Here is a 23,635-nt window from a genome sequence, read left to right on the forward strand (position 1 = left end):
GCTTTCCTGTAAACATCAATGCACGAATGAATTCGTGCCCACAAACTTCGGGCGAGGGAACCGCGCCCCTACGGGTAGCGATGGCGGGCTCGCGAACCGAGCCACTACTGTTTTCCTGCAAACAAAAGTGCACGAATCAATTCGAGAACACAACTTTGGGCGGGGACCGCGCCGTACGGGTAGTAATGGCGGGCTCGCACACCGAGCCACTACTGCATCGGTTGGCAACCGATTTGATAAGTTAATTCTTAAAAGAGAATTTGATGGCGTCGCGGTTGCAGGTGGAGAGGCATTCGCCACAGGAAGTGCAATCGGGGAGGCCGAAAGTGTCACCCTTGATGAGGGGTTTGATTGTCGGGCAAGGGGACTTGATGACGCAGACGCCGCATTCGTTGCATTTGGTGCGGTCGATACGAATTTTGCCGGGAGCGACTTTTTCAAACAGCCAACTGACGGCGCCAATCGGGCAGATTAGATAACAGAAGGGGCGGTAAATGATCAGGCTGGCAATGACCAGAATGGTCATCATGATGATCCATTGTGTTCCGACACCCCAGTGCAAGTACTCGAAGTAGTTGATCGGGTCGTAGATATTGTAGGCGCTGTAGGCTTTCCACATCGGCAATTCGAGATGTCCCAGTTCATTGCCGAGATAGTCCATCGATTCCTTCATGTAGAAGAATGTGATGAAGAACATCGCCAACAGTCCCATTCTGATGGAATTGAAGGCGGTGAAGTTGAATTGTTTGACGCGCCATTTGAATGGGATTTTGTTGACCAATTCTTGAAATGCGCCAAGTGGGCAGACCCAGCCGCAGAATGCCTTGCGGTAAATCAGGCTCGGAATGAAGATCACGAGAGTTAGTGCCAAAAATCCGACAAACCACTGGCCCCAAGTAAAGCGGAACATGAACAGCTTGGTGACACCGCACATCGGGCTGGGATGAACAGGGAGAATCAGTTCGCTGCCAAAGAGGAAGAAGATGATGACGACTCCGAGCAAGCGAATCCAACGATTGACTTTGACGAAGAACAGCACACCGATTCCGACAAGCATGAGCGCCATCATTACCAAGTGCTTGGTGCGTGTGAGCATCTCCCACAAGGTAGGTTCGCGTTGTGTTTCGGCTTGGTCGGCTACGTGGTTTTCTTCGGTTAATAAAGCGGATGCTGTCGATTCCGGAGCGGCAATTGCGGAGGAATCGGAGTGGTTGTGGACGATGCCGCTATCGCCAGTCTGCGCCGCCAGCGAGACTGACAATGTGAGGCTCAATAGAAGTAAGCCAAGAAGTCGAGCGATTGATCCACGAAGCATAGACACACAATAGGGCTGTAATGCCAAACTGTCAAGAGAAACATCGAGAAAAACGTCCGCGACGATTCGAGATTAATCGGCGTTTTTGCGGAAGCGAATCAAACGAAGGGGATTTGGAATCGAGAGAGAAGAGGGACTATCGGTAGATTTTGGGTTGAGCATCTGATCGGTTAAGGTCATCATAACGGCAGTCAGCGCGGCGCAGACATACCAGTGAGCGCGAAAGAGCGAATGCCCGAATACTGAGGTGACGAAGAGCGCCGCAATAGAACAGGTGATAGCATAGGATATCCACATGAAGAGATGGTCGTTCTTGCCTGCGTCTTTAAGGCGGCGGCGGAGTCGGAAATTCGAAGCAATTACATACCAGAGCAAGGCGCCGAACGCGATTAACCCGACGAGACCAATCTCGGAGATGATCTGGATGTACATATTGTGCGGCCTGAGAAGGGCGCGGGTGTCGGAGTAATTGCCGGTGGCATAGGCAAGGGGGAAGCAATCAACGCCGATGCCGGTAATCGGGTTGGACTTGAACATGCCCCAGCCTGCTTTCCATGCATCGATACGTCCTTCGGAGGAGGGATCGCGTTCTTCATTGAATATCGAGGCGTAGCGCTGCTGATATTGAGGCGGTAGTGCGAACCAACTGGCGATGAGTATCAGGATAGCGGCGACGGCAGTGATCATCTTCTTCTTGGAGATTAACCAAACAGTAAATGCCACAGTGACCAAGCCAATCACACCGGCGCGCGAGCCGGTGATAGCGATTGTAAAGATGCCGGCGACGAGGAACACGATAGGTACGATTTTGAGGAAGTTGTTCTTTACCCAGAAGACTGCGAACAGCATAAAGGGGAGCGCGAGCATGATCGATACCGCGAGGGTGTTCGGATCAGTTCCAGCCAGTCCCTCAGCGCGTTCGATACCTTGGGCTACAACGAGTGTGCCGGAGAAGTAGGCGAGCGCCGAACTGATGGCGTTGTATCCGCCGGCGAGCATGAACAGCCAAATGAAGCCCTTGAAGCGCAGTTCGCTGGTGAGGACGTTTATCAAAGCAACATAGTAGACAAAGACCCAAAGGAAATCTACTGCGAACCAGAAGGACTTTTCCTGCCAGAAAGCAAATGGGACTGACGCAAAAAGAGCCGCAGCGAAGAAGACCATATGCTTGGTCATGCGCTCGCGGAAGATTACGAATTGCTCACCACGCAGTTTACGGTGGAGTACCAGAGACACGATCAACGCCATTAAGATGAGACGGGGAGGACGGAGCGCTTCGATCTGCGTCCACAGAACTTCTGGTTTGACGACAATGACCAGGTAGTAGAGAATCAGTCCGAAGTAGGGATAGAGCGCAATTAGGACACCGGCAAAGAGCACGAGAATTATTCCGGTGATAATCAGCGGCGGAACGAGAATCGTTATCAGCCCCAGGGCAATAGCGGCAATTATATAAAGAGCAATGCCGATGCCTCGCGGAGTTAACAGGGCCTTGGTTGGCGGATTAACGCTATAGGATGTCTCGGGCTTTTTCGGATCAGGCATGTAGTTAATAAACTGATAGCGGAAAGATTGGACAACAGTATTTCAGATATCCAAAGTGACTACGGCGCAAGCAGCCATTCCTTGAATTTCGCCAAGGCGCGACCTCGATGGGAAATCTGGTTCTTTTCGTCGGGCGTCATCTGGGCGTAGGTTTTTTGTGCAGGCGGATAAAAGAAGACGGGGTCATAGCCAAAGCCGTTGACTCCCTGCATTGACTCGGAGATGACACCGTTGACTTCGCCGCGATGGCAGAAGTCGCCTTCGGCGCAAGAAACGGCAATAACGGTAGCAAATCGCGCCATGCGTTTATCGAAAGGAAGTCCGGAAAGCTCTTTGAGCAAGCGACGGTTGTTGTCTTCGAAACTGCTGTGGGGTCCGGCGTAACGTGCGGAGTAAACGCCGGGAGCGCCGTTAAGGAACTCAACTTCGAGTCCGGTATCGTCGCCGACAGCGGGGATGTGGTATTGAGAAAAAATGAGACGCGATTTGAGCAGAGCGTTTTCTTCGAGCGTCGTGCCGGTTTCTTCGATGTCAGGGAAATCTTCGAGGTCGTCGCGGTTAAGGATGGTGACGCCGGTGTCTTTGAGCATGGCGGTCATTTCCGCGATCTTGTGCTTGTTATTGGTAGCCAGAATTAACTTATCAAACTTCATTTTCCATCCAGACTAATACTTGGTGATATCGATTCTCATCGCATTGCGCACCGTGTCGCCGAGGAAGTGGCGTGCCGTTTGTGCAAACTGGTCGGGAACATCCGAGACATAGAATTTGCGTTCGCCATCAGTACCCTTCGGGTTGAGTTGACTTTCGGCGGCTAACCTTTGGGCGACGACGCGGGCGGTTTCGCGGGCCGAGTCTATTAGTTGAACGGTTTCGCCGAGCACCTGACGGATAATCGGCTTGAGCAACGGGTAGTGAGTACAGCCGAGAATCAACGTGTCGATGCCGTTGTTCTTGAACGGAGCGAGGTACTCTTCGGCGATCAAGTATGTAGCGCGCTTGTCTACGTAACCTTCTTCAACAAGTGGGACGAACAAGGGACAGGCCATGCTGAAGACGCGAAGTTTCGGGTCGATTTTCTCAAGGGCGCGGGCATAGGCATTCGAGTGAATTGTTCCGGCGGTCCCGATGACACCGATGTGGCCATTCTTAGTAGCTCCCGCAGCGCTGACTGCGCCGGGATCGATTACACCGATGGTTTCAATCGGAAATTCGCTTTTGAGCGTGTCGAGGGCGAGAGCCGATGCAGTATTGCATGCCGCGACGACAAGCTTGACGCCCTGCTCGATGAGGAAGTTGATATCCTGTCGGGTGAACTGAGTGATGATTTCTTTAGACCGACCACCATAAGGTGTGCGACCGACATCGCCAAAGTAAACGACATCCTCTGACGGAAGCAACTGAAAGACCTCGCGGGCGACGGTGAGACCACCGAGACCAGAGTCGAAAATGCCGATGGGGCTACTGCGATCCGGCATTGGCACGAGCCTCTTTCTCATAGCGTTCGATGAAGCGCATCAAGCCGGCGAAGACGCTCTCTGCGGCGGTCTGGCGGAAGTCCTCTTGACCGAGGAGGCGCTCTTCGATTTTGTTAGAGATAAATGCGACCTCTACCAGGACCGAGGGCATTCTCACATGATTGAGAACGCGAAAACCTGCCTGATTGATTCCTCGAGAGCGGATGTTGAGATTCTTACGCATTTCGTCCTGAACGACTTCAGCCAATTGTTGGGACTGGGACAAATACTCGGTCTGGAGTAGATCCATGATAATGAAATCGAGTTCTTCTTTGCCTTTGCGCGGCGCATCGGACGTTGCCGCTTCGAAGTCGGAGTTTTCCAGCAGCTCGGTGATGCGAGCCTCGTCGCTTTTGGCAGCGGCGAGGAAGTAGGTCTCGGAGCCGGAAGCGTTTCGTTCTTCTGATGAATTGGCGTGGATCGAAACGAAGAGGTCGCCCTGGGCGTCATTTGCCATCCGGGCGCGGTCTTCAAGGCCGACGGTAACATCATCGCGGCGGGTGAGAACCGGTTGGACTTTCTTAGAATCACGCAGCAGCTTTTCGAGCCGAAGTGCGATGTCGAGGGTGACGTCTTTCTCGCGCAACCCATTACGACCAATGGCACCGTCGTGCTCGCCGCCGTGACCGGCGTCGATGACAATGATGTCTATCGGATTGAAATCGTCGTGGCGCAGGATTTCGCCGGTATCGGAAACCGCATCGAGAAAATCTGAATTTTCAAGCGAGATTTGAATGCGATGCGGATCGGAAGCGTAGTTGGTGTGGAATCGAACGACGTTCTGGCGCATCTGAATGGAAACCTGAGCGGCGTTGTCAAATTGGAATGAGCGAGTGGTGATTATCTTCTCTGATTTCCGATCCATTCCGAAGTCGCGGGCATCAACCAAGCCACCGGGAATGGTAATGTTGATCCAGTTGCCTTCGCTGATGAAGACCTCGAATTCGAGTTTGCGGGTAAGCATGATTTCAAGCAGATCACCGTTGACCTTTTCTTGAAGACTTGCGCCGACAATGTTATAGCCGCGGTTGCTCGCGACCAGTGCGCCGCGCTTCTTGTCGTAAGTAACGACCCGTTCCAACACGTCAGAGAGCAGGTACGATATCGGGACTACGGGCAAGTATAGGTCATCGACGCTGAAAATCGGAGAATGGACAAGGTTGTATGGGTGGTCATCCACCGTACAGAACGAGTTGCCTTTGCTAAACTCGATTGCGTGACCCGACAAGGTCGCGGTAAAGGTTGAAGTTTTCTCATCCCAGCGACCGCGTGCTTGTAAGGCGCCAAAAATATCGGCTGCAGAGATGTAGTCAACCTGTTCGCGGGTCATCTTGCGAATCGGATTCTGCTTACCGAGCCCGCTCAGGTAGATCGTGTTGTCCGCCGCGGATGCAAGCACTGTAAGGGCGAAGAAGATGATTAGTAGTCGTTTCATATCCGCAATTATACCAGAGCCTTAACGGCCATGTTCCTTCATTTTGCGGTCGATTTCGCGACGGGCATCGCGATCGGCGATTGATGAGCGCTTGTCGTGAAGTTTCTTGCCACGAACGAGTGCAAGCTCGACCTTAGCGACCTTGTTCTTGAAGTAAATTCGCAGCGGCACAAGACTTAGCCCGCGTTCGACGGCACGGACATAGAGTTTCTTGAGTTCCTGTTTGTGCATGAGGAGCTTGCGTTTGCGAACAGGTTCATGGTTGTGGACGTTGCCGTGGTCATAGGGAGTGATATTCATGCTGTGAATCCATAGCTCGCCATTATCAATCGTCGCATAACTGTCAGCGAACTGAACTTTGTTAGCGCGAAGCGACTTGACCTCGGTACCTGCCAAGACGATGCCTACCTCGTAGGTGTCGAGGATTTCGTACTCGTGCCGGGCTTTGCGGTTCTGAGCGATATTTTTGATGCTGGCGTCATCCATAGGTAAGGATGATACGTTTCAAAGCGATAAACCGCAATGAGTTTTGGGGAAGTTTGGCGGGTGAACTTTAGCTTGACCAGATAGTTGGATAGCTATATCGTTCGGCGATTTGACAAGACATCGTTATGACGCGTCTTAGGAGTGAGATGAACATTCGCATCCGAATTCTGATATTTTGCTGGCTGACAATCTGTTCTGCATCTTTGGCAACAGGGGCAACGCTTTCGGGTTACGTCTACGACCGGGTCACGGATAGACCGTTGGCGGGCGCTGCAGTAGTCTTGATTGAGCTTGACCGGAAAGTCATCTCGGATTCAGCAGGATATTTCCAATTTGCCGACCTTGAAGGCGGGCTCTATGACATCGAAGTCTCACTTACAGATTATCACAACGGATACTTGCGTCGAGTGCGGCTGGGATCGCGACAAGACGTTGCGGTTGAAGTTCGCATGAAGCCGATTACAGCGGAAGAACGGGCAAAGAATCCGAATCCGGCGTTTCGCGTTGGTCGGGTTACCGGCATGGTGACTCGCGCCGGGAGCAATGAAGCATTGCCGGGCGCAGTAGTCAGGGTACTCGAACTGGCGCAAGGGGCTCAGAGCGATGTCAATGGTAAGTATGTCATCGATAAGATCAAGCCCGGAAGATATACCGTAGAAGCGGTGATTATCGGATTCAAGCAGGTGAGAAACTACGCTATCGAAGTCTATGCCGGCGAAGATTCGGAACTCAATTTTGTGATGGAAGAGACTGTCCTGCCGCTCGGCAGCGAAGTGATTGTCTATGGCGAGAGACCATTGATGGATCCAACAGTACCGGCCGCGATAAGGACGATTCAGCCGAAGGAGATCGCTCATGGAACGGTGCGCGATTTGGGCGAGATACTGAAGGAGCTTCCCGGCGTGATTGAAATTGATCGGGAATTGCATATCAGAGGCGGACGCACTTACGAGACGCAGTACATGATCGACGGCGTCTCGGTGAGCGATCCGTTGATCCGGCGCGGGTATGGGCTATCATTGAATGCGAATTCGATCAAAGAACTGAATCTGTATTCCGGCGGGGCAAATGCCGAGTTTTCGCAAGCGACTTCGGGAATCGTTGAAGTTACAACGAAGGAAGGGTCGGACAAGCTTTCCGGAACAGTGAACTATCGCAATGATCATTTCATGGGAAGATCAGGATTCAATACGGACCTTGTGGAAGGCAGTTTCTCAGGACCTGAGCCGTTGAGTTCGAGGTTGTTGAAATCTGCCGGACTGCCGGGGCAGACGTTCTTCTTCTGGTCGGGGAATTTCTCGCTGAGTGATACGTATCTGCCGTACTCGAGCAATTTGTATTCTTCGACATTGGGTGGGACTTCGTTTGCGCCGAGAGCCGACAATCAGTACTCGACGTTGATGAAGTTGACCTGGAAAATTTCGCCATTGGTGAAGTTGTCGCTTTCGCATTCGGCGGCGGCGAATATCAATCAGGATCGAAGTATTATAGAGACGAGAATACGGACGATTGACTATTCGTACGGGTATGCCTTTGAGTATGGCGAGAATCTCGACAACTACAACACGTTCACGCAGAAATCGAATCAACAAGTCATCAGCCTTGACTATCGGTTGTCGTTGGCAAAGCACCTGCGATTGATAGCTTCGCGCTTTTTTACGACACTGAGGTCAGATGTAAGAGGAAAGAACTGGACGGGTTATATCCAGCCGAGCGACAACTGGCCGGACACGATCATAGCCTCGCCGGATAGTTCAATTTTCACGGTGATCAAGGGCGACGGATTTTGGGATGCTGGAGACGGAGACACTTGGTACGACCATTACATCGAGAATTACGGATTCAAGACGACTTACGAGACGGAGATTGAGTCCAACTACAAAGTTAAAGTCGGCGTCGAGAGCGAACATCAAACGGTACAGGTACTGGACATTTACAAGCCGTGGCTGGGCGAGTCGGGATTTGGATTGAATTATGATGCTTACCAAGCCAAGCCGTCAACGTATGGGGCGTTCATCCAGAACAACTTGAATTTGCAGGGGATGGTATTCGATTTCGGGTTCCGATATGATCTTTGGTTTGTCGGCAAGTACGCCGAGGATGCGCTTGCGAATGACAGTATCTCGGTGTTGAGCGAGGTACTTAGGCAGCAATTCAATGAGCAGACTACAGAAGTCTTAGGCAGACGCGCACGCGGAACGTTTTCGCCGCGATTCGGGATTGCGAATTTGCTGAGCCGGAATCTGACATTGTTCGGATCGTATTCGCGATTTGCCCGGAAGCCGGCGCCGCAGTATCTATACGCGAAACTGTATACGCCTTCGCAGGCAGCCTATCAGCTTTACGGGAATCCGGCGTTGGATTATGAGAAGGTGACGAATATCGAGGTTGGATTGAAGTATTTGCCTAATGACAGAAGTGCGATCGGCATTTCGGGGTATATCAAGTACATCGGCGACTACATCGCGGCAACAGCGATATCGCCAGATCCGCGATTCCCGGACGAGACGTATTTCTTGTACTTCAATCTGGATTATGCGACGAGTCAGGGAGTTGAACTGGAGTATTTGCATGAATACACTGATGTGTTTAGCCTCTCTGCAAATTGCGCATTCAGCAAAGCACGCGGCGAGCGTTCGCTGCCGGCGGATATACTGCGAGGACTGACTGCTCGTTCTGAGGGCGAGATTTACAATGATGTTGCATTCGATTGGGATAAACCTTGGCAGTTCGTGTTGAAGGCGAATTTCAGTGTCGGCGCCGACAAGAAGCCGCAGTTTTTGGGGATGGGTTTGCCGAGCGACTGGAACTTGAATATCAAGGCGTGGGGACAGGCAGGTAAGCGTTACACGCCATACCGGCAGACGACGGACGAGTTCGGATTTGTACAGTTCGTTCCAAGCGGCGAAACGAATTCGAAAATCGGACCGTGGTGGAACTCACTTGATTTGTCGTTCCAGAAATACTTCCGCTCGGGTAAGTACACAATCACGTTCTATCTTGAAGGGACAAACATTCTCGACCATAAGAACGTGACGCTGATTAATCCTCTGACAGGCGAAGAGTATCGCGATGGCGACACGATTCCAAAGGGCGGAAATCTTTTCGAACTGCCGCCGTTGTCATACGAACTGCCGTTGTGGGCGAATCCGACAAAGTACCTGGCACCGAGACAAATCAAATTCGGGCTGGGGGTGAGTTTCTAATGAAACGATGGCTAAAATATGGTATTGCAGCCGCCGTGGTGGTTCTCGGGATGACGATTGGCTGTGCGGACAAAACGCCGCTTCCAACCGATTTGCCGGAGCCGATCTATGGCGGAATCGACACGAGCTACATTGTGATTAATCCGATTTGGACGGAAATCAATGGGCGCGCACTTAATCGACCGAACGATGTTTATATCGGGTACGATCAACAGATCTACATTTGTGATACTTACAACGACCGCGTGTTGAAACTGGAGATCGATGGGACGTTCATCGAAGAGTATCCGGTAGTGCATCCGGTGGCGATATCGCAGGATCGGGGATTGGATTTATTGGTAGTTTGCGGCGATTATTCGCGGACAGAGCAGGTTGATGGGCAGGATTCGGTGATTTGGTACGGCGATTCGGTGTTCCGCAAACGATATCTTGGGAATGAGCCTTTCACACGCGTATTCCAAGCGCCGTATCCGTACATTATCATCAACGACCGCCCGGTGCATGCAGAATATTGGTCGGTTGCAGCGGCGAACTCGACGCTGAAGAATTACTATCTGACCGATTTCTGGGTCGGACGGGTGCTCGGATTCAATGCTTTTGATTTTCCGACGGAGGAATTCCTCAGCGAAGGAATCGGACTGGGAAAGACGCGCTTTCCATTGGATCTGTACACCTACCAGATAGCGGGACAGAATTATATCGCTTTGGCACAAGGCGCAGGAAATGTCGGAGTGCAGATTTTCAGTCTGCCGAACTGGGTGTCGCCCTATGTTGACGGCGATACATTGCCGCCGATGATTACGTTCCAGGCGCGGGCATACAAGGATATCGCGGTGGATGACCTTTCGAACTTTTATCTCTTGCTCGACGCGCCGGATCCGCTTTTGGGAGCACACTACTATTTCTACAAGTTCGACCGACGCGGTGAAACGATGTTGGCATTTGGCGCAGCAGGATCGGGCGAGAAGCAGTTTCTGAGTCCGCAGGGGATTTGCCACTTTGACGGGATACTCTATATCGCAGACAGCGGGAATAACCGGATTGTGCGGTATCAATTGACGACTGAGGCGAGGCAATAGAAGCCGCGTCAATTTTCGCTTGCATTTGAGACGGTAGAATCTATATTGGCAATCCCAAGCCAACGCCGAAGTGGTGGAATTGGTAGACGCGCTGCGTTCAGGGCGCAGTATCCGCAAGGATGTGGGGGTTCGAGTCCCCCCTTCGGCAGTTTAATCGAATCAAGAACGCTCTAGCAAAATTCAGGTTCTCTTCGAGACTATTTCATCAATATGAGTCTTCTTTGTTTCTGGCATGACCCGGTTGTCAATTCGTAGAAATAGGTGCCGCTTCCGAGTGAACCGCCACTATCGTCTCTGAAGTCGCAATAGACCTTCCAATTTCCTGCAGGGAAGACACCGCGGAGGAATTTGCCGAACCTTCTTATTGTCGCTGTTAAAGATGTCAAGAGTGACAAATTGCTGCGTTGTTTGTTCGAAGCCGATAGCGAACACGGGGCCAAAGGACTGTGATACCAACCTAGCGTTGATATCAGTAAAATCAGAGCGTAGGACAAGGTAGTCAAGCGGATTACGAGAATGGACATTGGACGAATCCACCGCAATCCATGTTTTTCCGGAACTTCGCAATGAAAACGGAGGCTTGTGCAGCGAAGCGTCGCCTTCGTGAACTGCCTGCACTGCAACCTTGCCGACCTCAACAAAGGTGCCGCTAATCGGAGCGCGATTCTCAGGCGCCGTCCATGTGACAGAGAATCCGTTGCTTCGCGGAGTCATTTCGAATTGCATGGCTTCGCTATCGCTGAACAAGTCAGGGCTTGGCACAAAGAATACCGGCACCATTCCGCTGTCGTCAATTCCAAACTCGAGTTTGAATTTAGTGACGGGATGAGCAAGTGCCAAGTGAACCGGGAGAAGCACCACGTCACCGGAATGCAGATACGCGCTATCGGTGCCGGTGGCGAATGTGATGATTCCGCCACAGTATTCGCTGTGTTCCTGCGCCATTGTCGGGCAGGCCAAAGTCAACACACCGAGAAACAGCAATACAGATATGACGCTTGATTTCATCGGAGCAAGACCAACTTCCTGACAGCACTGTCGCTTCGACTTGTTATACGGGCGAAATAGACGCCCGACGAGACTGACCTGCCTGATTCGTTGTTGCCGTCCCAAGCAAATTGGTGTGGGCCACGAGAAACGAATTCATCGACAATGATGCGCACTCGACGACCGAGGATGTCGTAGATGATGATGGAGAGGTGTTCGGATGATGACATTTCTAGTTCGATGGTTGTACCGGAGTTGAAGGGGTTGGGGTAGTTTTGAGCGACAAGAAAATCTGGCACTATGACTGATTCTTCGAATTCAGCGTCTAACGTACAGTTTATTGCGATATCATGACCAGAGCAGGCAACAAATACCGGTCGGTAGTTGCTGAAGTACGTGTAGCCGCGACCGTAAACACTAATTGTATCGAGATTCGGGTAGCAGCAGTTTAGATCAGTAACGATGAATAAGAGATTCGCAAACAATCGCCTGGTTGGGTTTCTGCAGATAACCGGAGGAAAGTGTCCCCATTCCTGGTGCCCAATCAAATACATCGAATAAGTGTACAAGGGAAGCAAGGGATATACAAAGAGGTCACCGGTCAGTTGCGGATTGCAGAGAATGGACCGGTTGAGTTCAGCGCCGGCAAACTCAAGGTTATCGCACTGATAATTGAAAGTGAAGCTAACCTCGTCCAGATTCTGGTCGGTGTAGAGAAATACCGGCACGCGGACTGTGTCGCCGAGAACCGCATTCGACCAAATTGGACAACCGATTGCGAGTGTGTCCTTGATGCCACTGTCTTGGGCAAACAAAGGGCAGGCGAGAAGCAAGGATATCAGGAAGGTTTTGAGCGGCATCTGAACTTCATAACGTGACATAGAATGTTGCATTTGACAGCCCTTTCATCGTAAGAGAACCAGCTTGCTTGTACTTAGTTGACTCGAAGTCGCAATCTTTGCGAAGTAGACTCCGGAGGAAACTGACCTTCCCGATTCGTTGTTTCCGTCCCAAGCAAATTGGTGTGGACCGCGAGTGACGAATTCATCGACAATGGTGCGCATACGACGACCGAGGATGTCGTAGATGACGATAGAGAGGTGTTCGGAAGACGGCATGTCGAGTTCGATGGTTGTGCCGGAGTTGAAGGGGTTGGGGAAGGTGCCTGCCACCGGGAGCCTGCCTTCGGTGACGATCGAAGAGGACTCGTCGCCAACAGCCGTGCAGGCAATAATCCCGCATTGTGCGCCAAAAAATCCTTCAAAACAACGCGGCGAGTATGGATCACCTCCGTGTGGCACAAATTCGGTGCTTCCGACTAACGGAACCCAACAAGAGTCAATTTCAAGATCGTAAGGGCAACCTAAGCTCGAAGTGAAATATAGCGTTGCAAAGACCTCGATGCGGTTCAGCGGCGGCAAGGGGGGTCTCTGGTGATCCGCCCAAAATAAGGCAAAGCCGCGTTGGTCGGGTTTGACGGTTGCGATGAACGATGAAGATGGAACATCGTCAAACACTTGGCCAGCCTCGGCAAACAGAAAATCGACGCCGCTACCTGTGTAGCAGATGGAAAGCGTGACTCCTTCCAAGGAATCGTCACTAAAAATATAGAGCGGAAATGAGAAAGTGTCCAAAGTTTGATGAACATAGAAGTACACTTCGTGACAGCCGTGCCTAACGGTATCAGGCACACCAATATCTTGAGCCAGTGTCGTGGCCACAAATGTAGATAGAATGAAACCAATTGCAGCTAAACCCTTTGCAAACACAACAGCCTCCCGCGATTGGGGTAATCGCTCTCTATATTCACCCCTGAATCAATTTCCTATTACAATTTAGATGGGCTTCTCAATTTTTAGCAACTGTTTTCTCGATGTTTTGAGTTATGTTAACTGCCGAGGTTTAGTATGCACGAACTGTCAATTGCGGATAATATCATCAATGCGGTCAAGGACGCGTCGCAGTCCCGAGGGATGCTGACGGTTAGCAAGATAGGTGTGCGAATCGGGTCATTGAGCAGTGTCGATCCGGATGCGTTGACTTTCGGGTTTGACGTGCTGAAGCGCGATCAGGGGATGGGGGACTGTGATTTGGCGATTGAATTTGTCAAGACTTCGGCACGTTGTAAAAAGTGCTCGCGCGAGTTTGAGGTATCAGATTTCGTGTTTGTCTGTCCTGACTGTGGCAGTTCGCAATGTGATTTGTTGAGCGGACAGGAGCTTGAGATAGCGTATTTTGAGGGGGAGTGAGACAAACTGCCCTCACCCTCCCGCGAAGCGCGGGATCTTCGACCTGCCCCTCTCCCAGAAAGGGAGATGGGAGAAACTTGCGTGGATGTTGAGAGATGCACACCCCGCCTTGATTACGACAGTGGATGGAGGCGTTACTGCGCTCGGTTAGCTAATACAACCCCCTGGCCCCCTTTGCTAAGGGGGAATAACAAGAGGTACTGACCGGGGGCAAGGGTGACAGGATGTAGTAGGGGGACAAAATCAGGAACGGATTGGAGGAGATGTGACAGAGCGAGTATCGATAGAAAAGAAGGTGCTGTCGGAGAATGATCAGCTTGCGGCGGCGATCAGGGCGGATTTGGAGAAGCGGAAGATATTCGCAATCAATCTTGTCAGCTCGCCGGGATCGGGGAAGACGAGTTTGATCGAGAAGACAATCGGGGCGCTTGGGAAAGAGTTGAATATCGCCGTAGTGGCGGGCGATGTGCAGACCGAAAACGACGCAAACCGGATCATCAAGGCGGGCGGCAAGCTGGTGCGTCCGATTGTGACGGGGGGAGCGTGTCATCTTGACGCGAAAATGGTCGGCAAAGCGCTTGAGCAGATCGATATGGAGAAGGTGAATCTTCTCATAATTGAGAATGTCGGAAATCTTGTGTGTCCGGCGAGCTATGATTTGGGTGAAGCGATGAAGGTCGTAATTATGAGCACCACTGAAGGGGACGACAAACCACTAAAGTATCCGGCGATGTATCGTCGGTCGAGCGTTGCGATTATCAACAAGATCGACTTGATGGGGACCTCGGATTTTGATTTGGCGAAGGCGCGCGCGAATGCGGAGATGATTAATGGCGCATTGAGGTTCTTTGAAATGTCGACGCGTTCGGGAGTCGGTCTTGAAGCCTGGTTTGGCTGGCTTCGCGAGTCGGTCTCGGCGCGGCTAAATCAGCGCTAAACGTTGCCATATCTATTGTAACCTGCTATATACCAACGGTCGATAAATAGAGAACAGACGTTTGTTCGAGGCGGACAGGCGCTGTTTTGGACTATCGTTAAGGAAGACAACTGACTGTGTATCAACGGATTGTAGAGAGTCTGCTTTATCCAGTGCTGGTCAAGAAGCAGGGTAGCAAAGAGCTGGCTATTCTGGCGGAATTGCAACGCTGCGAGAAGATGAGTGCGGATGAGCTTCATTCAATCAGAATGGAGCGCCTTCGCGACATACTTGCACATGCCGCTGAATTTGTGCCGTTTTACCAAGAGCGGTTCGGCAAGTGCGGCTTTGATCCGGCTACGGTCAGCGATTTTTCAGATCTGCAAAATCTGCCAGTACTCTCAAAAAAGATATTCAGGAAAACCGCGACAGGCTGATTTCGACGGCATACAAGCGCCAAGATTTGATAGCAAACCGGACGGGCGGATCGACAGGTTCGAGTTTTTCTGATGCCTCGCTCAAGCAGTTCGCAGTGGACTATCACAAATTTCAGCCGGAAGGAATTCTGGCGTATGCGAATTCGCTGGCGTTAGTGGTGGATTTCATGAAAGCGAACGGCATCGAATTGCCGCCACCCAAGTCGATCATCACTTCGGCGGAGGTACTGACGGTTGAAAATCGGGAGAAGATCGAGGGCTACTTTGGAGTGAAGGTATTTGATCGCTACGGGTCAAGGGAGACCTCAGTGATCGCTTCAGAGTGTACTGCCCATGAGGGGATGCACATTGGCGCCGAGTATCTGCATCTGGAATTTACCAAGGATGGCAAGGCGGTGCCTGATGGAGAAGCTGGCGATATCTTGGTGACGGTCCTTGGTAATCACGCGTTTCCCTTCATTCGATACGAAATCGGCGATGTGGGAGCAATGGCAAAGTATACTGATTGCAGTTGTGGAGTGACGTTGCCAAAGATGCAAATGGTAGCAGGACGCACGACAGATTTTCTACTTGCAGAGGACGGCAGAAAAGTATCGGGTGCGGCTTTGACGATTTATCTCGCCGCCAAGGTGCCGGGAGTGAGGCAGGCGCATATCATTCAGCGCGAACGCGGGCGGCTGATTTTCAACCTGGCGACTGATTCGCAGTTTGACGCGAACTCGAAGGCAATGATTGAAGAACGGGTGAGGCATTTCTTCGGAGCATCGATGAGGGTAGATTACAATCTGGTAAAGGAGATTCCCAAGGAAGCTTCGGGCAAGTATCGGTTTTCGATTTGCGAAATCACTGCGGAGGGAAAGTAGTTTGGGAGTGACGGAGCTGCTCATACGGCATGTCGGCAATCCGTTGCTGCTTGCCTATCGCGGCGAGTCGGCGATACTGCGGCATTATCGCCACTTTCGACCAATGTGGGGAGCATCGCGAGAGCAGATCGAAAGTCACCAGTTGAAACAAATGCAGAAGATGCTGCTTCATGCAGGTAACTCATCCGAGTTCTACAAGAGGCGATTTCAGGAGGCGGGATTCAAGGCTGGCGAAGTGAAATCTCTCGCCGACGTATCGGGACTTCCATTTTTGACCAAAGGCGATCTTAACAGCGCGATGGCGGAGATTTTGTCGAACCGATTCAAGAAGACCGAGTTGATTGAATCTTCGACAGGGGGATCATCAGGAGTGCCGTTGACATTTTACCGCGACCGCGAAGTTACGGCGGTGCGGCGGGCACAAGATTATTTCTTTAATGGCAAGCTCGGGGTTTTCCCGGGGACGAAAAGGGCGTGGGTGTGGGGATCACCGCTTGATACCTATCATCTTGACAAACTCAAGGCGCGTGTCGCGAATTTCTTAGGAGATCGCGCGATCTATTTCTACAGCTTCGATGCAACGACGGAGACATCGCGGCAGTTTCTCGAAGCGATCAATAGATTCAAGCCGAAGTCGATATACGCCTACCCGAATATGCTGGCGGCGATGGCGGAGTTGGCGCGAGATAGCGGGATCAAAATGAAGAAGGTTGGCAAGGTCGTCGTAACTGCCGAGCCGTTGTACGATTGGCAGCGGGAGTTGTTTGCCGAGGTGTTTGGAGCGGAGACTTTCGAACGATATGGTTCGCGGGAGATCGGAACGGTGGCCTCGGAAGGGACAGATCATATCGGAATGCACATATTTGAACCGACGTATTATCTCGAAGTCATTAGCGAAGACGGCAAGCCGACTTCGTACGGAGAGATGGGCGAATTAGTCGTGACCGATTTGTACAATCGCGCGATGCCGTTGATTCGGTATCGAACAGGCGATATGGTACGGATTGAGAATGCATCGGCGCGGTCCAACACGGTATGGAGAAGAATCACCGCGGTAGGCGGTAGAGTTGTTGATCTGGTGTATCGACTGGACGGTTCGCGAATTGCCGGTGAGGCAATAATCATGTCGCTGAGAACTTCAGGAGTGAGGAACAAGGTCCAGGTTGTCCAAAACACACCACAGACCTTGACGGTCAAGCACTTGTACAGCGAGGCAATCTTGCCGGAGATTCAGACGGCGCTTCAGGAAAAAGTGAATGAGGTGCTGGGCGGGCCGGTGACGATTGAGTATGTCGGTGTGGCGGAACTGCCTTACGACAAGTCGGGCAAGTATCGTTACGTAACCAGCGAATGGGGAAAGGAAGCCGGTGCAACCGATCGCTGAACGATTGAATGGAGTACGGATATTGATTGTCGCACCGTCGCTGGCAATTATGGGAGGTCAGGCGGTTCAGGCCGATTTGTTGTTGCAGAATTTTCGGGCAGAGGGCGTTGATGTAGGATTTCAACCGCATAATCCAGTACCGTGGTGGCCGCTGAACTATCTAACACGAATCAAGTATGTACGGACACTGGTGGTTTCGTTGTTTTATCTCGCTGGGTTGTTCAAGCGGATTCCCAAGTATGATGTCGTACATATCTTCTCGGCTTCATATCGGTCGTTTTTGTTGGCGCCGATGCCGGCTATTTTGATTTCGCGGATGTTTGGAAAGAAGTGCATTCTTAATTATCGGTCCGGTGAGGCGGATGATCACCTTACCAGAGCAGGCAAGCGGGTGCATCGGGTGATTCGGTCGGCGGACAAGATTGTTGTGCCTTCGAAGTATCTGGTTGATGTGTTTTCGAAACACGGATTCAAGGCAGAGTACATTTACAATATTGCTGATTTGTCGGCATTTCGGTATCGCGAACGTTCGTCGATTATGCCGAGAATCTTAGTACCGCGAAATCTGGAGCCGTTGTATGACATTGAGACGGCGATCAGAGCGTTTTGCATATTCAAGTCAAGACATCCCGAGGCAGTGATTACAATAGTCGGAAGCGGTTCTGATGAACGACGCTTAAAGAAGCTGGTTGTTTCGGAGAAGATTGAAGGCGTGGTGTTTACTGGACGGGTGGAACGTTCTGAGATAGCACGACTTTATGATGAGGCGGACATTTTCCTCAATACATCGATCATCGATAACATGCCGGTGGCGATAGTAGAGGCATTCCATTGCGGGTTGCCGGTAGTGACGACAAATGCGGGAGGGATTCCATACATCGTGCGCAATCGGGAAAACGGTTTGTTGGCGCCGATGAACGACGTTGCCGGAGTTGCAGCGGCATTGGAGGAAGTCTACTCCGATGCAGAACTTCGAAGTAGGATTATCGCGGGAGCACGAGCGAATGCTGCGAACTATAGCTGGGACAGCGTGAAACAGAAATGGGCGGATAAGTACCTTGAGCTGGCGGGTGTTCGTGAGTAAGGTAAAAAAGTTGCTTCTCAAACTCGCGACCGGGCAGTTTGTGGAACTTGCGTCGCGCGCACGCGAAGAGATCATTCGCAAGCAAGAGCGGAAGCATCACGGGGCGAATGGTGACTACTTTGATGAGAAGAATTGGAAGCAGATATGCACTGCGCAGTTTTTGGATGGCCATCGACAGGCTGATCAGTCCGTCGACTTGGCTACTGCGCTACGGAGCAAATCGGCGAATAAGTTCTTTCCCGGCTTTGACGATGTTTCGGAGTTTGGGGAGTATCTCGCCGCGCACTGTCCACGCGAACGTGAAAGAATACTGTCGACAGCGGAGGGGATTCTCAACGGTGAGTTCCCGGTTTTCCATTACGGCAGGGTGAAGCTCGGCGATCCGCCGGCATGGAATCTTGAAGCACGGGCAAATGTGTTGGCGCCGGAAAGGTTCTACGGCGACGTTGACTACTTGAGCGCGAGCGAGGTCGGTGACTCAAAAATCGTTTGGGAGCCGTCGCGGATGCAGTTCGTTTACGAATTGGGGCAGTCATTTTTGCTGACGGGGAAAGAACGCTATGCGGCGCATTTCTACGATTTGATTAATCACTGGAACAGGCGCAATCGGGATTATCACGGAATCAACTTCTGCTCGGCGCTGGAATTTGCGTTCAGGGCGAATTCGGTGATCTGGGGAGTGTACTTCTTCCAGAAGTCAGAAAGTTTAAATCAGCAAGCAGCGAGGGATACTTATCGGCTGCTGTACATTTCGGGACGCTTCTTGGCAGATCATCTCTCGCGTTACTTCTCGCCAAATACGCATCTTCTGGGGGAAGCATACGGGCTATTTCTCATCGGTACGTTGTTCCCGGAGTTTCGCGAGGCGGAGAAGTGGCGATCGACCGGCCACAAGATCATGATTCAAGAGATGCGGCGGCAGATCAACGGCGATGGAATGCACGCCGAGTTGTCGACGTGTTATCATGCGTATGCTGTTGAATTCGTGTTATCGTTTCTGATTCTGTGCGAACGCAACGGCGAAGATCTGACCGAAGATAAACGCAGTGTTCTGCGGAGGATGGCGGAGGTGCTGCATCATCTTCAGCAGCCGAACGGGCTTTGGCCGCATATAGGTGATGAGGACGGAGGGCGATTGTATTTTCTCAGCCGTCCCATGTCGCACAATTATCGCCCGATTCTTCATGCTACACAGAGGTTTGTGGGAATCGGCAACAGCGAGAGCGAGCAGACTCCTGAATCATTCTGGCTGACTGGGCGAAACTCTGCTATCTCGCAGGGAAGTCCATCGCGATACGTGCTGACGATATTGCGTTCGAGCGGGATCGTAGTTGCTCGAAGTAAGTTGATGCATGCAGTGCTCCAGGCGGGACCGTTTGGCTATCGCGATTGTCCACACTCGCACGCAGATCATTTGCATATGGATCTGAGTGTCAATGGCGAGGCTATGATTGTCGATCCGGGCACGCTTTGCTATACCGGAGACAAGAATCTACGGAATTTTCTGCGCGGTTCAAAATCGCACAACGGGCCAAGGTTACTCGACTGCGAGTATTATGACGGCGATGATCCATTTAGCTGGCAGGCTAAGCCGGACTGTCAGGTATCCGACTGTTACGCCAGCAAGCACGCCAGTTTCTTTGTTGCTGAGTACAAGCTGAAGTTTCGGGACGGACTTGAAAGCGAGTTTTGTCGTCAAGTCTTGCAGTTGAATGATCACGGCTGGATGGTAAATGACCGAGTCATAACGAATCGACCGCATTCGATCGGATGGGATTTTGCGACTCCGTGCGCAATAGAGGAACACGACGAGTACTTTGCGCTGGTCGGGAAATCGAACCACTTACGAATTAGGTGCCACCCGAAACTTGCCGAGGGTGAAATCAGCGAGGGGATCATCTCCAATGACTACGACAGTGCCGGAGTGGGCCGAAGGCTGAGATTTGTCAGCGCTCCTGTAACCGGCATCTCTGAAACATTCACGATTACTGCATTCCCACATTTGGACCGATCGAAAAGCAGGGAAGAGAAAGGAACGAGCTTCGGCAGAATTCAAGATTCGGTCGATGGACGGACGGTCTATATTGAGTCGCGAATGACGGAAGAAGAAGAGGGGTTATTCAGCGATGCAGCGTTCGGAATGATACTTCTCTACAGCAATGGCGAAGTCCACGCACTTCTTTGCAGAGTATCCATGTTGCAGGTCGGCGGACGAATGATTTTTGAATCGGAAGCTGAGTTAGCTTTTGCAGATGTCCGTTTGACGGGGGATACTCTAACTGCAGCGGTGCCAGCGGGAACGGTCTTGCGGCCGGTGCCGGGCATCAAGTATGATAAGATTGAACTCAAACCATTACAGCCGGTGAACAATGTGCGGAATCTGCGGAATTAGTTACAAGGATCCGAGCCGTCCGGTCGAGCGGGAACTTCTTAGGGCGATGAATGATGTCATTGCTCATCGCGGTCCCGACGACGAAGGGTACTACGTCCATGCCAACACTGGATTCGGGCATCGGCGGTTGTCGATTGTCGATTTGAGTCATGGGCATCAACCGATGTCGAATGCCGACGAGTCGATGTGGATCGCATTCAACGGTGAAATCTACAATCATCTCGAAGTACGAAGAGAGATGGAGGGCAGGGGCTACCCGTATCGCACGAATTGCGACACGGAGTCGATCATCTATTGCATGGATGCGCACGGCTGGGCTGGGCTTCATAAACTGAGAGGGATGTTTGCGTTTGCGATACATGACAAACGGACTGACAAGATTCTGATCGCGCGCGACCGGCTTGGAGTGAAGCCTCTCTACTACATAGATACGCCGGAATTGTTCGCGTTTGCATCGGAGATTAAGAGTTTACTGCAGATTCCCCAAGTCAAGCGGACGGTCGACTATAAGGCTTTGATGCAGATACTGGCACTGAAGTATACCAGCGACGATTCGACATTGTTTGCGGGAATCAAGAAGCTGGAGCCGGGACACTACTTGGAGTATGATCGCGGGACAATCAGCATTGTTCGATATTGGGACTGCGCGCACATAACGGTAGACAATAGCATTACGGAAACTGATGCGGTCAAGCAAATCCGGCAATTGATGGATACCTCGATCAACTTGCGGTTGATGGCGGATGTGCCGCTGGGGATGTTTCTGTCGGGAGGAATTGATTCGACAATCATCAGCGAGCGGATGTCGAAAATGGTTGATCGCCGGATCGCGACGTTCTCGGTTGCATTCGGTGAGCGTGAAGCGAATGAGCTGCACTACGCCCGGCTGGCGGCGAAACATGTCAACGCCGACCAGCACGAAGTGACAATGACGACGAACGACTTCTTTTCGTTATTGCCGCGAATGATCTATCACGAGGATGAACCGATTGCGCATCCGTCTTCGGTCGCGTTGTACAAGGTCTCGGAGCTGGCGGGGAAGCATGTCAAGGTCGTATTGACCGGCGAAGGCGCGGATGAGTTGTTTGGCGGATACGAGCGGTATTATCAGACGCTGGCGAACATCAAGACCGACAAGATGCTGTTCGGGATTTTGCCAAGGTCGATACGAAGCAAGGTCTTTCGACCTCTGCTGGATGCGTTGCCGTACAAGTTTCCATTTCGGAATAAGGCAATACGGACGACGGTGTATCTCGACGCGGATTTGGAATCGATCTTTCTCGACAATTACTCGACATTTTCGCGGGAAAGACTGGGGCAATTGCTTAAAGGCGAGAATTGGAAGGGGCTGGATGCCGAAAATGTCTACGCGGGGTACTTCGACCATTTCAACCGCTCGAACAACTCGACGCTGTTGGGCAAGATGCTGTATGCAGATATCAAGACGTATCTGCTCGAACTGCTGATGAAGCAGGACCAGATGTCGATGGCTGCATCGATCGAGTCGCGGGTGCCGTTTTTGGATCATCATCTGGTGGAGTTTGCGTTCTCGTTGCCGGACGAATTGAAGATAAAGGGCTTTGATACGAAGCGGATATTGCGGGCGGCATTTGCGGAAGATATTCCGAGGGAGATCTTGACCAGACCGAAAGCGGGATTCCCGGTGCCGATAAAACGGTGGTTTGCGAACGAATATCACGATGTCGCACGAAAAATCATCTTGGGAGACGATTCGTTCTGTGGGTCAAATTTCAACCGCGAGTTGATTGCCAGGTACTTTGAATTGCACCGAGCGGGCAAGTACAACTACTCCGACCAGATTTGGACGCTGCTCAACATTGAGCTTTGGCACACGATGTACATCCGGGAAGAATCGTGGGAGAAGATCAAGATCGCGGTATGAGAGTTCTCTGGATAAAATCAGATTTTCCGCTTCCGGCTGACACTGGAGGCAAGATACGCACCAAGCATCTGCTGGTTGAGTTGGCGAAACGAGCGGAAGTGACATTCCTCTGCTATGTGACACCGGATCACGAGCAAAAATATCTCGACGAGATGCGCGGTTATGGAATCAAGGTTGAGGCCGTGGTTCGGAAGGAAGAGAATAAGCAGGGGATAGGGTTTCAACTACGCGTGTTGTCGAAGCTGCTTTCGCCGCGGCCGTACATTGTGAACAAGTATATCACTAAGGAAATGATCGCGAAGGTGGAAGAACTCGCTACACCTGAACGGTGCGATATCGTACTATGCGATTTTCTGGAGATGGCGTGGTGCCGCGACTATGTCGGCAAGGTGCCCTCGGTGCTATTTGAGCATAATGTGGAGACGATGATTTGGCGGCGGTATCATGAGGTAGAGACGAATCCGCTGAAGCGGCTCTATTTCGGATATGAGAAGCAAAGAATGGCGAAATACGAGGCGGATGCGTGCCAGAGATTCGATCATGTGCTGACGGTGTCAGAATTTGACGGTGAAAAACTGAAACAAGAATTCGGATTGCGCGGTTATACGGTTTTGCCAACGGGAGTTGACATCGACTACTTTGCGCCACAGAGGGGCGAGGTAGCAAAGCGATTGGTCTTCTGCGGTTCGATGGACTGGATGCCGAATATTGACGGGTTCTGGTGGTTCTACCGCGACGTGTATCCGCTTGTGCGGGAACAGGTTGCTGAAATTTCATTTTCCGTGGTCGGGCGCCGACCGGGGCCGGATATTGTGGAGTGTAGCAGAATCAGATGAG

General features: G+C 51.6%; 20 protein-coding genes and 1 tRNA gene. 12 read left to right on the forward strand and 9 right to left on the reverse strand.

From position 1 onward, the window contains the following. Window positions 1-241: 241 nt before the first annotated feature. From IPH59_03635 to smpB, 6 genes are all read right to left on the reverse strand, one after another. Window positions 242-1,315 carry a 4Fe-4S binding protein gene (locus IPH59_03635; GenBank protein ID MBK7090803.1) on the reverse strand — a complete coding sequence of 358 codons (1,074 nt, stop codon included), beginning with the start codon at window positions 1,313-1,315 and terminating at the stop codon, window positions 242-244. 72 nt (window positions 1,316-1,387) lie between these two features. Next, the gene (locus IPH59_03640; GenBank protein ID MBK7090804.1) at window positions 1,388-2,860 is read right to left on the reverse strand and encodes an O-antigen ligase family protein; all 1,473 of its coding nucleotides are present in this window, start codon (window positions 2,858-2,860) and stop codon (window positions 1,388-1,390) included. Window positions 2,861-2,919: 59 nt separating this feature from the next. Further along, window positions 2,920-3,513 carry an RdgB/HAM1 family non-canonical purine NTP pyrophosphatase gene (rdgB, locus tag IPH59_03645; protein MBK7090805.1) on the reverse strand — a complete coding sequence of 198 codons (594 nt, stop codon included), beginning with the start codon at window positions 3,511-3,513 and terminating at the stop codon, window positions 2,920-2,922. 12 nt (window positions 3,514-3,525) lie between these two features. Next, entirely contained in the window at window positions 3,526-4,338 is an 813-nt protein-coding gene (locus IPH59_03650; protein ID MBK7090806.1) for a glutamate racemase, read from the reverse strand. Beyond that, window positions 4,322-5,812 carry an N-acetylmuramoyl-L-alanine amidase gene (locus IPH59_03655; protein MBK7090807.1) on the reverse strand — a complete coding sequence of 497 codons (1,491 nt, stop codon included), beginning with the start codon at window positions 5,810-5,812 and terminating at the stop codon, window positions 4,322-4,324. The genes IPH59_03650 and IPH59_03655 overlap by 17 nt, the downstream gene beginning before the upstream one ends. A gap of 21 nt (window positions 5,813-5,833) precedes the next feature. Continuing rightward, a complete protein-coding gene (smpB, locus tag IPH59_03660; GenBank protein MBK7090808.1) occupies window positions 5,834-6,298 on the reverse strand; it encodes an SsrA-binding protein SmpB in 465 nt (154 codons plus the stop codon). A gap of 146 nt (window positions 6,299-6,444) precedes the next feature. Here smpB and IPH59_03665 point away from each other — a divergent pair, with 146 nt between their 5' ends. The 3 genes from IPH59_03665 to IPH59_03675 all read left to right on the forward strand — a co-directional run bounded on the left by IPH59_03665 (window position 6,445) and on the right by IPH59_03675 (window position 10,731). After that, entirely contained in the window at window positions 6,445-9,504 is a 3,060-nt protein-coding gene (locus tag IPH59_03665; GenBank protein MBK7090809.1) for a TonB-dependent receptor, read from the forward strand. Then, on the forward strand, window positions 9,504-10,583 hold the full coding sequence (locus tag IPH59_03670) for a hypothetical protein (protein ID MBK7090810.1): 1,080 nt from the start codon (window positions 9,504-9,506) through the stop codon (window positions 10,581-10,583). Before IPH59_03665 ends, IPH59_03670 begins: the two co-directional genes overlap by 1 nt. 64 nt (window positions 10,584-10,647) lie before the next feature. After that, a tRNA-Leu gene (locus IPH59_03675) sits at window positions 10,648-10,731 on the forward strand. A gap of 137 nt (window positions 10,732-10,868) precedes the next feature. Here the strand turns inward: IPH59_03675 and IPH59_03680 are convergent. Genes IPH59_03680 through IPH59_03690 form a run of 3 tightly spaced genes read right to left on the reverse strand, consistent with a single transcriptional unit; the run spans window position 10,869 to window position 13,339 of the window. Beyond that, a complete protein-coding gene (locus tag IPH59_03680) occupies window positions 10,869-11,591 on the reverse strand; it encodes a hypothetical protein (GenBank protein ID MBK7090811.1) in 723 nt (240 codons plus the stop codon). Beyond that, window positions 11,588-12,430, reverse strand: a complete 843-nt coding sequence (locus IPH59_03685) for a T9SS type A sorting domain-containing protein (protein MBK7090812.1) — start codon at window positions 12,428-12,430, stop codon at window positions 11,588-11,590. The genes IPH59_03680 and IPH59_03685 overlap by 4 nt, the downstream gene beginning before the upstream one ends. A gap of 45 nt (window positions 12,431-12,475) precedes the next feature. Next, window positions 12,476-13,339, reverse strand: a complete 864-nt coding sequence (locus IPH59_03690; protein ID MBK7090813.1) for a T9SS type A sorting domain-containing protein — start codon at window positions 13,337-13,339, stop codon at window positions 12,476-12,478. A 138-nt stretch (window positions 13,340-13,477) separates the two neighbouring features. Here IPH59_03690 and hypA point away from each other — a divergent pair, with 138 nt between their 5' ends. The 9 genes from hypA to IPH59_03735 all read left to right on the forward strand — a co-directional run bounded on the left by hypA (window position 13,478) and on the right by IPH59_03735 (window position 23,634). Then, a complete protein-coding gene (gene hypA, locus IPH59_03695) occupies window positions 13,478-13,819 on the forward strand; it encodes a hydrogenase maturation nickel metallochaperone HypA (protein MBK7090814.1) in 342 nt (113 codons plus the stop codon). 265 nt (window positions 13,820-14,084) lie between these two features. Then, window positions 14,085-14,756 (forward strand): hydrogenase nickel incorporation protein HypB, encoded by a 672-nt coding sequence (hypB, locus tag IPH59_03700; protein MBK7090815.1) that lies wholly within the window; start codon window positions 14,085-14,087, stop codon window positions 14,754-14,756. Window positions 14,757-14,872: 116 nt separating this feature from the next. Beyond that, window positions 14,873-15,172 (forward strand): hypothetical protein, encoded by a 300-nt coding sequence (locus tag IPH59_03705; protein ID MBK7090816.1) that lies wholly within the window; start codon window positions 14,873-14,875, stop codon window positions 15,170-15,172. 26 nt (window positions 15,173-15,198) lie between these two features. Continuing rightward, window positions 15,199-16,035, forward strand: coding sequence for a phenylacetate--CoA ligase family protein (locus IPH59_03710; GenBank protein MBK7090817.1), 837 nt, complete (start codon window positions 15,199-15,201; stop codon window positions 16,033-16,035). 7 nt (window positions 16,036-16,042) lie between these two features. Further along, entirely contained in the window at window positions 16,043-17,419 is a 1,377-nt protein-coding gene (locus IPH59_03715) for a phenylacetate--CoA ligase family protein (GenBank protein MBK7090818.1), read from the forward strand. Next, window positions 17,403-18,503 (forward strand): glycosyltransferase family 4 protein, encoded by a 1,101-nt coding sequence (locus IPH59_03720; protein MBK7090819.1) that lies wholly within the window; start codon window positions 17,403-17,405, stop codon window positions 18,501-18,503. Before IPH59_03715 ends, IPH59_03720 begins: the two co-directional genes overlap by 17 nt. Beyond that, window positions 18,496-20,895, forward strand: coding sequence for a heparinase II/III family protein (locus IPH59_03725; GenBank protein MBK7090820.1), 2,400 nt, complete (start codon window positions 18,496-18,498; stop codon window positions 20,893-20,895). Before IPH59_03720 ends, IPH59_03725 begins: the two co-directional genes overlap by 8 nt. Continuing rightward, entirely contained in the window at window positions 20,873-22,798 is a 1,926-nt protein-coding gene (gene asnB / locus IPH59_03730; protein ID MBK7090821.1) for an asparagine synthase (glutamine-hydrolyzing), read from the forward strand. Before IPH59_03725 ends, asnB begins: the two co-directional genes overlap by 23 nt. Next, window positions 22,771-23,634 carry a glycosyltransferase gene (locus tag IPH59_03735; GenBank protein ID MBK7090822.1) on the forward strand — a complete coding sequence of 288 codons (864 nt, stop codon included), beginning with the start codon at window positions 22,771-22,773 and terminating at the stop codon, window positions 23,632-23,634. Before asnB ends, IPH59_03735 begins: the two co-directional genes overlap by 28 nt. Window position 23,635: the final 1 nt, after the last annotated feature.

Source organism: bacterium (assembly GCA_016708315.1).
Lineage (GTDB): Bacteria > Zixibacteria > MSB-5A5 > CAIYYT01 > CAIYYT01 > JADJGC01.

Bases quoted from the DNA above. Each gene is read 5' to 3' on its own strand.
- IPH59_03635 (MBK7090803.1), bottom strand. From the start codon at position 1,315: ATGCTTCGTGGATCAATCGCTCGACTTCTTGGCTTACTTCTATTGAGC.
- IPH59_03640 (MBK7090804.1), bottom strand. From the start codon at position 2,860: ATGCCTGATCCGAAAAAGCCCGAGACATCCTATAGCGTTAATCCGCCA.
- rdgB (MBK7090805.1), bottom strand. From the start codon at position 3,513: ATGAAGTTTGATAAGTTAATTCTGGCTACCAATAACAAGCACAAGATC.
- IPH59_03650 (MBK7090806.1), bottom strand. From the start codon at position 4,338: ATGCCGGATCGCAGTAGCCCCATCGGCATTTTCGACTCTGGTCTCGGT.
- IPH59_03655 (MBK7090807.1), bottom strand. From the start codon at position 5,812: ATGAAACGACTACTAATCATCTTCTTCGCCCTTACAGTGCTTGCATCC.
- smpB (MBK7090808.1), bottom strand. From the start codon at position 6,298: ATGGATGACGCCAGCATCAAAAATATCGCTCAGAACCGCAAAGCCCGG.
- IPH59_03665 (MBK7090809.1), top strand. From the start codon at position 6,445: ATGAACATTCGCATCCGAATTCTGATATTTTGCTGGCTGACAATCTGT.
- IPH59_03670 (MBK7090810.1), top strand. From the start codon at position 9,504: ATGAAACGATGGCTAAAATATGGTATTGCAGCCGCCGTGGTGGTTCTC.
- IPH59_03680 (MBK7090811.1), bottom strand. From the start codon at position 11,591: ATGAAATCAAGCGTCATATCTGTATTGCTGTTTCTCGGTGTGTTGACT.
- IPH59_03685 (MBK7090812.1), bottom strand. From the start codon at position 12,430: ATGCCGCTCAAAACCTTCCTGATATCCTTGCTTCTCGCCTGCCCTTTG.
- hypA (MBK7090814.1), top strand. From the start codon at position 13,478: ATGCACGAACTGTCAATTGCGGATAATATCATCAATGCGGTCAAGGAC.
- asnB (MBK7090821.1), top strand. From the start codon at position 20,873: ATGTGCGGAATCTGCGGAATTAGTTACAAGGATCCGAGCCGTCCGGTC.